14 protein-coding genes are annotated in these 11377 nt (G+C 50.0%); 5 read left to right on the top strand and 9 right to left on the bottom strand.

Annotation, left to right across the window (positions count from 1 at the left end; translation table 11 throughout):
* From ACTHUT_RS01065 to rnhA, 3 genes are all read right to left on the bottom strand, one after another.
* A partial coding sequence (locus ACTHUT_RS01065) for an LD-carboxypeptidase (protein ID WP_440418662.1) occupies positions 1-1048 on the bottom strand: 1048 nt, incomplete at its 3' end.
* Positions 1049-1122: 74 nt separating this feature from the next.
* Entirely contained in the window at positions 1123-1521 is a 399-nt protein-coding gene (locus ACTHUT_RS01060) for an HIT family protein (protein ID WP_036491586.1), read from the bottom strand.
* Positions 1522-1842: 321 nt separating this feature from the next.
* The gene (gene rnhA, locus ACTHUT_RS01055) at positions 1843-2280 is read right to left on the bottom strand and encodes a ribonuclease HI (protein ID WP_049323866.1); all 438 of its coding nucleotides are present in this window, start codon (positions 2278-2280) and stop codon (positions 1843-1845) included.
* A gap of 120 nt (positions 2281-2400) precedes the next feature.
* On the opposite strand from rnhA, the gene ACTHUT_RS01050 reads away from it, so the two are divergent.
* Both ACTHUT_RS01050 and tehB read left to right on the top strand, forming a co-directional pair.
* A complete protein-coding gene (locus ACTHUT_RS01050) occupies positions 2401-2790 on the top strand; it encodes a PH domain-containing protein (protein ID WP_049329817.1) in 390 nt (129 codons plus the stop codon).
* Between the two features lie 12 nt (positions 2791-2802).
* A complete protein-coding gene (gene tehB, locus ACTHUT_RS01045) occupies positions 2803-3672 on the top strand; it encodes an SAM-dependent methyltransferase TehB (RefSeq protein WP_440385587.1) in 870 nt (289 codons plus the stop codon).
* A gap of 56 nt (positions 3673-3728) precedes the next feature.
* On the opposite strand, the gene ACTHUT_RS01040 is transcribed toward tehB, so the two are convergent.
* Both ACTHUT_RS01040 and ACTHUT_RS01035 read right to left on the bottom strand, forming a co-directional pair.
* Positions 3729-4229, bottom strand: coding sequence for a GNAT family N-acetyltransferase (locus ACTHUT_RS01040; RefSeq protein WP_070461353.1), 501 nt, complete (start codon positions 4227-4229; stop codon positions 3729-3731).
* 13 nt (positions 4230-4242) lie between these two features.
* Positions 4243-4779, bottom strand: coding sequence for an isochorismatase family protein (locus ACTHUT_RS01035; protein WP_440385588.1), 537 nt, complete (start codon positions 4777-4779; stop codon positions 4243-4245).
* A gap of 162 nt (positions 4780-4941) precedes the next feature.
* Between ACTHUT_RS01035 and argS the strand changes: the two genes are divergently transcribed.
* Positions 4942-6660, top strand: coding sequence for an arginine--tRNA ligase (gene argS / locus ACTHUT_RS01030; protein ID WP_440385589.1), 1719 nt, complete (start codon positions 4942-4944; stop codon positions 6658-6660).
* A gap of 155 nt (positions 6661-6815) precedes the next feature.
* On the opposite strand, the gene ACTHUT_RS01025 is transcribed toward argS, so the two are convergent.
* Together ACTHUT_RS01025 and ACTHUT_RS01020 are read right to left on the bottom strand one after the other, a co-directional pair.
* A complete protein-coding gene (locus ACTHUT_RS01025; RefSeq protein WP_063067994.1) occupies positions 6816-7172 on the bottom strand; it encodes an STAS/SEC14 domain-containing protein in 357 nt (118 codons plus the stop codon).
* Positions 7173-7190: 18 nt separating this feature from the next.
* Complete coding sequence (locus ACTHUT_RS01020; protein ID WP_188211391.1) at positions 7191-8081, bottom strand: DMT family transporter; 891 nt, start codon at positions 8079-8081, stop codon at positions 7191-7193.
* Positions 8082-8255: 174 nt separating this feature from the next.
* On the opposite strand from ACTHUT_RS01020, the gene ACTHUT_RS01015 reads away from it, so the two are divergent.
* On the top strand, positions 8256-8603 hold the full coding sequence (locus ACTHUT_RS01015) for a hypothetical protein (protein WP_440385590.1): 348 nt from the start codon (positions 8256-8258) through the stop codon (positions 8601-8603).
* A gap of 73 nt (positions 8604-8676) precedes the next feature.
* On the opposite strand, the gene ACTHUT_RS01010 is transcribed toward ACTHUT_RS01015, so the two are convergent.
* Entirely contained in the window at positions 8677-9429 is a 753-nt protein-coding gene (locus ACTHUT_RS01010) for a CPBP family glutamic-type intramembrane protease (RefSeq protein WP_063075969.1), read from the bottom strand.
* Positions 9430-9633: 204 nt separating this feature from the next.
* Here ACTHUT_RS01010 and ACTHUT_RS01005 point away from each other — a divergent pair, with 204 nt between their 5' ends.
* Complete coding sequence (locus ACTHUT_RS01005) at positions 9634-10032, top strand: DUF350 domain-containing protein (RefSeq protein ID WP_440385591.1); 399 nt, start codon at positions 9634-9636, stop codon at positions 10030-10032.
* Between the two features lie 197 nt (positions 10033-10229).
* On the opposite strand, the gene ACTHUT_RS01000 is transcribed toward ACTHUT_RS01005, so the two are convergent.
* Complete coding sequence (locus ACTHUT_RS01000) at positions 10230-11072, bottom strand: outer membrane beta-barrel protein (RefSeq protein ID WP_440385592.1); 843 nt, start codon at positions 11070-11072, stop codon at positions 10230-10232.
* Between the last annotated feature and the right edge of the window lie 305 nt (positions 11073-11377).

Below are 11377 nucleotides of genomic sequence, written 5' to 3'. Positions count from 1 at the left end.
CGGTACTGCGGACTTTGGCATGCGCGCCCAACGGGAAAGTGGTTTTGTTGGTGATGTGGCCGAATGGGAAACCGGTCAACACAGGAATCTTGGCGGTGCGCGAAATGTGGTTGACGACGGCGGAGAAGTCGTAGCTGGAATCGTACGCGTCGCGGATGGTGCCCATGCGGAAATCGCCGAAGATGATGGCGCGTTGTTTTTGCAAAACACCTGACAGATAAAGTGTATTGAGCATACGCTCGATGCGGTAAGGCTGCTCGCTGACGTCTTCGATAAAGAGGATGCCGCCTTGAATGTCGGGCATGTAGGGCGTACCGGCGAGGGAAGCGAGAACGCTGAGGTTGCCGCCCCACAATGTGCCTTCGACGTTGACATCGGCGCGTTGAATGGTTGGGACATCAACGATGTTGACGTTGTTGGTCGTGCCGCGGATGAAGGAATCCATGGTAAAGACGCTGGGGTCTGCTTTGCCGAATTCGCTGTACACCATCGGGCCTGCAAAGCTCATCATATTGCCTTTGGCCAACAGGGCGAGTTGGACGGCGCAAACGTCGCTGAAACCGAAGAACAATGTGCCGCGTTCGCGCATTCTGGCACCGAGTGAGGCGAAGTCGATTTGTGGCAGGATGCGTGCCGCGCCATAGCCGCCGCGTAGGCCCATGAGGACTTTGGGTGTTTCAACACGGCCGCTGGCAACGTCTTGGAAGTCGGCGGCGCGTTGGGCGTCGCTGCCGGCAAAGCGTTGGTAACGGCGGCTGCCTGCTTGTTGGTTGGTTACGGTAAAGCCTGCGTTGTAGAGGCGGGTCAGGCCGGTGGTTACGCGGTTGGGGTCTTCGGCGAAGCCTGACGGCGCAACAACGCGCAGGAGGTTGTCGCCGGAACGTGGCGGATGGGGTTGCTTAGGTTGCACGGTTTGGGCTTTCGCGGTGGTGGAAGTGGTTTTGGTTTGCGGCGTGGTGGTCGTGCCTGTACCGCAGGCTTGCAACAACCCTGCGCCTGCCGCGGCAGAGCAGGTGCGCAGGAAATGGCGGCGCGTGGTGGAAGTCATTGAGGTTTTCCTTTCGTTATATGTTCAGACGGCCTAAAGCTTGGCGTGTCGGACCTTACAGGCCGTCTGAAAGTTTAAGCGATTAAGTTTTTGATTTGTTGCGGCCAATTTTCGGGCAGGGTCATGCCGTGTTCGCGGACGGGCGCGGCCCAAATCGGCGCGGGGAAGTTGGCGTCGTTTTCAAAGCGGGCGATGACATGCCAATGCAAGTGAGGCACAACATTGCCGAGGCTGGCCAAATTGATTTTGGCCGGGCGGAAAACTTGGCGCATTGCGGCTTCGACCTGATACACCATTTCCATGATTTCGTTGCGCTCGGCAGGAGAAAGGTCGGTCATCTCGGAAACATGGTTATTCCAAATCACGCGGCAGAATGCCGGTGCGCCGGCTTCGTTGTGGACGGCGATAACGCGCAGATTGGGCGTTTGCAGCAAAATGTCTTCGTTGTCGGCAGTGCAGATGGGACAGGTCATGGTTTTTTCTTTCTCAGTCTGAATAGGAATCGGATGATTTCAATCAGGATTTTTAGAACAAGGTAAATGGCAGTCAGAGATATGAATGCGAAAAGCCACGGTTTGGGTATAAACCACCAAAATAAATAGGAGGGCGTGATTAAGTCGTCACATTCTTCTGCACTCTCAATGTGATCGCACAATCCAAAGTTAAAATAATCATTGACATCATGAAAGGGCGAATAGGCGAACATAAGTGCTTTTGGCGTCACATAAATCAATGCAATGATAGCAATCCAAAAGAATGGTTTGAGATATTTGAGTACAGTCATGGGTGAAGTGTTATAAAAATTTTGCTGCGCCTCGGTTGGCAAGCTCGTCGGCTTTTTCGTTTTCTGGATGTCCGGCATGGCCTTTTACCCAAGTCCAGCGGACATCGTGCTGTTGAACCAAACTATCCAGCTCTTTCCATAAATCGTCGTTTTTGACCGGTTTTTTAGCGGCGGTTTTCCAACCGTTTTTTTTCCAACCGTGTATCCAGCTTTCCATGCCGTTTTTGACGTATTGCGAGTCGGTGCAGATGACGACTTGGCAGCGACGTTTTAAGGATTTCAGGCCTTCGATGACGGCAGTCAGCTCCATGCGGTTGTTGGTGGTTTCGGCTTCGCCGCCGAACAATTCTTTTTCGTGTGTGCCGTAGCGCATAAATACCCCCCAGCCGCCTGCGCCGGGGTTGCCTTTGCATGCGCCGTCTGTGTAGAGGTAAACGGGTTTATCCATGGGCATGTCTTTGTCGAATAAGGCGGTATCATAACATAAGGCCGTCTGAAATATCGGCAAATACAGTTTGCGCGTGTAAAATACCCTGCACTTTATCACTCGTATAGAAAGCAGGCAGATATGGGATTGTTCAGCGGCCTTTTGGGCAATGCTTCACAAAAAGACGCCGATGCGGTGGAACGCGATTTGGCGAATATCCTGATTGATGGCGAACAGGTAAAAATGGCATTCAGCCTGGTGCGCGATTTGATTGTGTTTACCGAATATCGGCTGGTGTTGGTGGACAAACAGGGTTTGACCGGTAAGAAAGTGTCTTACCGTTCGATTCCATACCGTTCCGTGTCACGCTTTTCGGTGGAAACCTCGGGTCATTTCGATTTGGATGCCGAGCTGAAGATTTGGGTTTCTTCCAGCGAAGCGCCAACCGAAACCTTGCAGTTTAAAAGCGACAAGAGTGTGATTGCCATTCAGAAAGCCTTGGCAGAAGCTGTGTTGAAACCGTCAAAATAGAAAGGAAATATGATGAGCGAACAGCAAGAATTGTTTTGTTACAAACAGATGCCGGTGTGGACGGCGGACGAGATTCCCGAAGCCTTGTTGTCCAAACACAATACCGCCGCCGGTACTTGGGGCTGCCTCAATGTTCTCCAAGGCCGTTTGAACTTCAATGAATTGGACGAATCGGGCAATATTACGGCTACGCACGAGCTGACGCCTGAGAGCGGCGATTGGATTATCCATCCGCAAGCATGGCACTTTATTGCGCCGCAAACGCAAGACACGGAAATCCAACTGTCGTTTTACTGCGAGGCGGCGGACTATTTCAATAAGAAATACGGCATGAGCGCGACGCATTCGGCCGTCCGCGCCGCCGAAGGCATCGTGCCCGTCGGCAAGGTTTTGGATATGGGCTGCGGCCAGGGCCGCAATGCGCTGTATCTGGGTTTGAAAGGTTTTGACGTTACCGCTGTCGATAATAATCCCCATGCGGTTCAAAACGTGGAAGAGCTGGCGCGTATTGAAGAGTTGAATGTCCGCGCGTTTGAATACGACCTCAACGCCGCCAATATTCAGGAAAACTTTGATTATATGGTGGCGACCGTGGTGTTTATGTTCCTGATGCCGCGTTACGTTCCTGACGTGATTGCCAATATGAAGGAACACACCAACCCAGGCGGCTATAATCTGATCGTTTCTGCGATGGATACGGAAGATTTCCCTTGCCCGATGCCGTTCCCGTTCAAGTTTGGCGAGGGCGAGCTGCGTGAATACTATAAGGATTGGGAATTGGTGGAATACAAGGAAGAGCTGGGCTCGATGCACGCGAAAGACGAATTCGGCAATCCGATTCAGTTTAAATTCGTTACCATGCTGGCGAAGAAACCGCAATAAAGGTTTTGCCGTCAAAAGGCCGTCTGAATTCAGTTTTCAGACGGCCTTTGCCGTAATCAATCCACAATCCTTTTACCCAAAATCACCACGTCTGCCAACATGGTTTCCAAATCGCAGACTTGTGGCAGCCGCCCCCATTCTTCAAATCCGAAACGGTGAAATAGGTTCAGGCTCGGATAGTTGTGGCCGAACACAAGCGCGATGACGTTGCGGATGCCTAAGGACGGCGCGCGTTCGAGCATGTGCCGCAACAGGATTTTGCCCACGCCTGCGCCGCGCATATCGTGGCGGACATAAACGCTGACTTCTGCGCTGATATGGTAGGCGTAGCGCGGATGGTAGTCGCTGAAACTGCCCCAGGCCAATACGGTGCCGTCGGTATCGTAAAGGGCGTAGATCGGGCGTTTGTCCGTGTGTGCGGCAAACCACATTTCGCGTTCGGCAACCGTGGTCGGCGACAAATCGGCCGTGGATTGGCGCGTGGCCACGGTGCTGTTGTAAATATCGACGATGGCGGGCAAGTCTTGGCGCAGGGCAGGGCGGATGGTGTATTGCATTTCAGACGGCCTTTTATTGAATCAGTTTGGAGATGGTCTTAAAGGCCGGATGTTTGGCATCGCCGAGCAGTTGGAACAAAATACTTTCGACATTGGAAACGGTAATGCCCTGACGGCTCAGTTGCGCCAAACCATTGTCGCGGTTGGCAGTCGTGCGCGAGGCGGTGCATTCAAAAGGCAGGGATACGGCGTAACCTTGCGCTTTCAAATCCAAGGCCGTCTGAAGCATACAGATATGCGCTTCCGCACCCACTAAAATAACGTGCTTAATGTCGTTTTTGCGTAAGATTTCCTGAATTTCGGGCAAAAATGCCGAAAATCGGGTTTTCTCGACAACCGGCGTGCCTTCGGGCAACAGCAGCGATACGGCGGATACAGTGTTGCCCAAACCTTTCGGATATTGTTCGGTTACGGCAAAGGGGATGTCCAAAGCCGTCAAGCCTTGAATCAGTAGGCGGCAGCGTTCCAACATTTCGTCCGCGCCGGAAAGGGCGGGCAGCAGGCGTTCTTGAATATCGACAATCAGACAAAGCGTATTTTTTGGGTTCATGGCTTTTCCTTTCAGACGGCCTTTACAGCAAAATCGTTGAATCAGAATGCAATCATATAACAAGTATAACAAGCCGCTGGAAAAGTATTGCAGCCTGCCCTGTTTTAAAGCCCGAAATTCTTTTAAAATACCGCCTGATTTGAATTGATAGAGACCGACAACATGAATTTATACCAAACCGTCGAACGCGAAGCCGCCGCCGCCTTTGCCGCCGCAGGCATCGCCGACAGCCCCGTTGTTTTGCAGCCGACCAAAAACGCCGAACACGGCGATTTCCAAATCAACGGCGTGATGGGGGCGGCGAAAAAAGCCAAACAAAATCCGCGCGAATTGGCGCAAAAGGTCGCCGAAGCATTGGCCGACAACGCCGTGATTGAAAGCGCGGAAGTGGCCGGCCCCGGCTTCATCAACCTGCGCCTGCGTCCTGAATTCCTCGCACAAAACATTCAGACGGCCTTGAACGACGCGCGTTTCGGCGTAGCAAAAATTGCCCAACCGAAAACCGTCGTTATCGACTATTCTTCGCCTAATCTTGCCAAAGAAATGCACGTCGGCCACCTGCGTTCCAGCATCATCGGCGACAGCATTTCACGCGTGTTGGAATTTATGGGCAACACCGTTATCCGTCAAAACCACGTCGGCGACTGGGGTACGCAGTTCGGCATGTTGGTCGCTTATTTGGTCGAGCAGCAAAAAGACAATGCCGCGTTCGAGCTGGCAGACTTGGAGCAGTTTTACCGCGCCGCCAAAGTGCGCTTTGACGAAGACCCTGCCTTTGCCGACACTGCGCGCGAATACGTTGTGAAGCTGCAAGGCGGCGATGAAACCGTGTTGGCATTGTGGAAACAGTTTGTCGATATTTCACTCTCGCACGCCCAAGCCGTTTATGACACGCTGGGCTTGAAACTGCGCCCCGAAGACGTGGCGGGCGAATCGAAATACAACGACGATTTGCAACCCGTGGTCGATGATTTGGTCGAAAAAGGCCTGGCAGTCGAAGACGACGGCGCAAAAGTCGTGTTCTTGGACGAGTTCAAAAACAAAGAAGGCGAACCTGCCGCATTTATCGTGCAAAAACAAGGCGGCGGCTTCCTTTATGCTTCCACCGACTTGGCGTGTCTGCGCTACCGCGTCGGCACGCTTCATGCCGACCGCCTGCTGTACGTCGTCGACCACCGCCAAGCCCTGCACTTTGAGCAACTCTTTACCACTTCCCGCAAAGCAGGCTATCTGCCGGAAGATGTAAAAGCCGAGTTTATCGGCTTCGGCACCATGATGGGCAAAGACGGCAAACCGTTCAAAACGCGCAGCGGCGACACTGTAAAACTGGTTGACCTGCTGACCGAAGCCGTCGAGCGCGCCACTGCTTTGGTGAAAGAGAAAAATCCTGAACTGGGCGCAGACGAAGCAGGTAAAATCGGCAAAACCGTCGGCATCGGCGCAGTCAAATACGCCGATTTGAGCAAAAACCGCACCAGCGATTATGTGTTCGACTGGGACGCCATGCTCTCGTTTGAAGGCAATACCGCCCCTTACCTGCAATATGCCTACACACGCGTACAAAGCGTGTTCCGCAAAGCAGGCGAATGGGACGCAACCGCGCCAACCGTTTTGACCGAACCTTTGGAAAAACAACTGGCCGCTGAGCTGCTGAAATTTGAAGACGTACTGCAAAGCGTAGCGGACACGGCATATCCGCACTACCTCGCCGCCTACCTCTATCAAATCGCCACCCTGTTCAGCCGCTTCTACGAAGCCTGCCCGATTTTGAAATCAGAAGGCGCAACCCGCAACAGCCGCCTGCAACTGGCGAAGCTGACCGGCGACACGCTGAAACAAGGCTTGGAGTTGTTGGGCATTGATGTATTGAATGTCATGTAAGTTTTTGAATAAAAACGATGAAAGGCCGTCTGAAACTTTGCAGGTTGCAAGGTTTCGGACGGCCTTTTTTATGCTTTGAAAAATATTGTGATACCGTTGTTTGAGCCTGAGCGGTTTTGAATTTGCTCCGGTAATGCGCTTAGACGGCCTTATCTTTATTTCAAATTGCTTGCCAACAACCAAGCCTGTGCTTCGGCAGCGTCGCTGAAATATTTGGGATGTTGGTTGGTCAAGAGGCTGGAAAGGCGCGCGCCGAGTTTGATCCAAATGTCGTCGGTAATGACGGCAACGCGGCCGAAGTCGGTTTCGTGTTGGTTGAGGAATTTGATTTGCTCGACCGCCATATCGATGGTGAAGTCTTTCAACATGGACAAGTCCAACAGGATGTCGGGCAGATGGATTTTTTGTTTTGCGGCCAACAAGGCTTCTTCCAATTGGCGGAAATCGTCCAAAGTGAATTCGTTGTACAGCGCTACGTTTAAGCCGTAAGATTGTTCGCGGATGGAAATCATGGTGTTCTCCTTGTTAAATTATTGCTTCATCAGAAATTTTTTGATTGAGGCCGGAGTAAAGCTGCTGAACACGCCGCCTGCAACAATGATAACCATGCCGGCAGCTTCCTGCCAAGTGATTTTATCGCCGAAAAGCAGTACGCCGGACAGAGCGGAGAAAACGACGGTCAGGTAGGAAAGCGAGGCAACGGTAAATTTCTTGCCGACCTTGTAGGCGCGGGTCATGGCCAGTTGGGCAATCATGGCGGAGATGCCGATGCCGGCCAGATAGGGCAGGGAAGAGACGGTCAGCGGATGCCAGCCTGTGATGGTGCTCCAGACTGCGCCCATAATCAGGCCGGTAAGCGAGAGGTAAAACACCACGCGCCAGCCCGGTTCGCCCAAAAGCGAGAGTTCGCGCACCTGCAAATACGCCCAGCCCGACATGGCGCCGCCTGCCAAACTGACCAGCGCGGCAAACTCCTGTCCGCCTTGAAAAGATGGGTTGAGCAAGAGGATAACGCCGATAAAGCCCATAACCAAAATGGCTTGGGTATAAAGTGTAATTCGTTCTTTTAAAATGAAAAATGAAAAGATGGCCAGCCAGATGGAAGACGTGTAGTTGAGTGTGACGCCTGTTGCCAGCGGCAGGTGCATGACGGAATAAAACGTGCACATCATGGCAAGCGTGCCGATGACGCTGCGGTTGAGATGGGTTTTCCAATACGGCGTGGAAAACGTGTTGCCTTGCGCTTTGGCCATGATGCCTAAGAACAGGGTGGAGACCAGCATGCGCCAAAAGACCAGCTCGCCGCTGGAAAAGCCGAATTGCGTTGAGGCGGCTTTGATGGAGAGGTTCATGACGGTAAAGCCGAGCGCGGCAATAACCATCCAGGCCGAGCCGAGCGGATCTTTTCTGACGGTTTCCATTTGATGGTATGTAAAGCGGTTTTATTAATAAGAGAATATTATACAGGCCAATCAGGCCGTCTGAAAAATATCGTTGGATTTCAGACGGCCTGTAGATTAAGAAATGAGAATTATTATTGAACAATATAGTGGTTTTTTGTAGAATGAAAGCCCTGTTTTCAAGAAAGGCTTGTTATGAAAGTTGCCAATATTGCTGCCGTATTGCTGTCCGCTTTGTTTTCCGTTGCCGTTTCTGCCGCGCCTTTGGGAGAGGTTTCTTCTGAAAACGGTAAGATTTTCAGCGGTGCAAATTACATGGTCGTTAAGAAAGACATGAAAAAAGGGGAGCAGATTAAGCCGCACGATCATCCGGGTTTTAAAACGTTGATTTTTGCCGTTGGAAAAGGAAGCTTTGACGTAACCTTGAATCAGAAGGAAAAACATACGGTCGGCGCAGGCTCGGTGTTGCGGTTTGGCGGCGATGTCGTGATTGAGGCCGTTGCAACGGAAGATGCGGATGTGGCGATTACGTTGATTAAGTAAGCCGATAGATGATAAAAGGCCGTCTGAAAAATGATGTTTCAGACGGCCTTGTTTATTCAGCCAACTGTTGCCATTAAGCGCAAATCAAATAGATGAAACCGGAGCCGAAGATATCTGCCAAGGCATGAATCAGGAAAAACGGCAGCAGGTTTTTGACTTTGTATTTGTAGAAGAAGTAGTACATCAAGCCGAAAACGACGCCGATAACGGTTGCCCAAAGCATGCCTTGGTAAGTATGGAAGGAGATGCGCACCAAGGTCGAATAGGCCAATGCCTGCCATTTGTATTTGTCTTCCACGCAGGTCAAAAGGCCGAGAAAACAGAATTCCTCATAAAAGCCGTTTAAAAGGCCGTAGAGGATGGCCATCGGCGCAAGGGCGGCAAATTTGTCGAAGATGGATAATGGTTTGATGTATTGGAAGATTTCAGTGGTAAAGTAATTGTAGCCGCCGCTTAACGAAGTTACCGCATCGGCGGTTAGGCCCATCAGGATAAAAATCACAGGCGTCCAAAACAACACGCCTAAATTAAAACGAATCGGCAATTGTTTGAAGTCGAAACGGCGGATAATGAGGTAAATCAAAGCAATAGCAAGCAGTGTCAACTGCAGGCTCATGTTTTCCGAATAAGCCACGCCGGTTACCGCAGTATCGCGCGCCTCTTCGGCAACGGCGGCTGTTTCCACTTGCGGCATCAGGCTGGCGATATAAAGTTGGGTGGAGCGGTAGGCAAATTGACCGAACAGGATGGCGGTAACAATCAGCATGTCAAACCAGCGCAGATGGCGCAAAGGTTCTTTAGGGCGGATAGCGGCGAGTATGCTCATATTCTCCTCTTTGCTCTAATAAATGGCGGTGCGCAATAGTTACATAAATATACAAAAATCGTCAACAATTATCACAATAAAACATGAATTAAAAAACAGACTGTTTCAGACGGCCTGAAGTGCTTCCAAAATTCCGTATTTTCTAAAGGGTTTATCTTCAAAAGTATGGCATAATCACTTTATTGCAAACCAAGGAATCTTATCGTGAGTATTTCTCTGTCCCAATATATGCTCTACCTGCAATATATGTTGGTAGGTATCGCCATGACCGTTGTTTTTGCCGCCGTATATCTGCGGATTACACCCGTTGAAGAATTGCGCCTGATTAAAAACGGCAACCTTGCCTGCGCCTTATCATTTGGCGGCGCGTTGGTCGGTTTCTGTCTGACACTGGCTTCAAGTATTGCCCACAGCGTCAGCTTCATCGATTTTATCCTGTGGGCCCTTGCCGCAGCCGTGATTCAGATTTTTGTCTATTTCGCCGCCACCATGATGATTAAAGGCGCTACCGCAGAACTTATTGGCAACAATGTCGCCGTCGGTGCGTTATTTGGCGCAGTGTCCATTTCGATTGGCATTTTGAACGCTGCTTGTTTGACTTGATTTTGGGCTTGATCGCAAAAGATGTACTCATCTCAAATCTTGTCTGGAAAAAAACAGCGGTAGATTTTTTTTGACGGATGATGTCTTATGCCTGATGGTATTAGCGTAATGATGAGATTTGGGAGGTATCAAAAAATTCAGACGGCCTGTTATATACAAGGCCGTCTGAAACGTTTTAACTACTTAAACTCATCAAATTAGAAAGAGTATTGCAATCTTACGCCCGCTTCGTGGGTGTGGTTTTTAGGTTCTATAGATCCCAATCCATATGAGTCATACTCTTCCGTAACGGTAAGGTTCGATTCTTTAACTTTCCAGCCGCGATAGAATGGAGCGAGGCTGATTTTGGAGCCGTTAGCGAATTTTTTAGACATAGGCACTTCAACCTCGATACCTTGTCCGCCGCCTTGTTTCATTCGGGTTTCTACCTGGTCGGGTTCGTAAGAATATTGGCGGCCTTTCACGGCACGATTGTAGGCAATGCGGGGAGATATCTCAAAGTTTGCAGGAAGGGTGATATTTACTCCAGTATTGATTTGCGCATATGTAGTTCGGTTTTTGCGGTCATAATCATTAGGATCAATGCGGCTGCTTAAGTCTCTCAGAACGCGGTGTCCCAAGCCGGCTCCGGCAGTAATGCTAAGGCGATCGTTAATCGGGAGTGTGTATTCGTATAAAGCACGGATATCGTATGCGCGGCGTGGTGCATTTTTGAGTGTGGCTGAGCCATAACTTGCTGAATCATCGATATAATCCTCAGTTATATATTGTATGCTTCCCGTGTAATCTGTTTTACCGCGCGAATAACGGCCTTCTAATTTTGCCGCATGGCGATCGTTGAAACGGTATTTTACGCCGGCATTAATAGACCATAAGTTACCTTTTTGCTGCATTAAGCGAGTGCCATCTTGTTCATATTCGCGATAGGTCTCGTTGTAATATTCGCTGCCAACGGTAAATTCAACAGGGCGGGCAGCCTGTGTACCTACGGCAACAGAGAGTGCTAACACAGCAAAACAGAAATGAGCAGAATTTTTCATATAAATTCCTTTTACTTTATGAAAGCCAATGTGATAATTTGACAATACAGCATGATGAATTTCTAGGATTTAATAAATATTAACAGGTGTAGTGAACGCTTGGTATGGTGTTTAATGATTTTCTACCTGTATTTGTCTTTTTTATGATATAGCGCAGGTAAAAGCAGAAAAATCGTGTAAAACAGAGTCTGCATGAGATTTAATGATATGTTAATGTTTCTAGGTCGGCTAGTGGGCTTAACAGTAAAAATAGATACAGCTACCCACTCTATTCCCATGCATAAAGACATTTTGAATGTTAATAT

It is taken from the genome of Neisseria sp. P0022.S010, from assembly GCF_051956635.1.
This window is presented reverse-complemented; position numbering and strand designations above follow the sequence as displayed.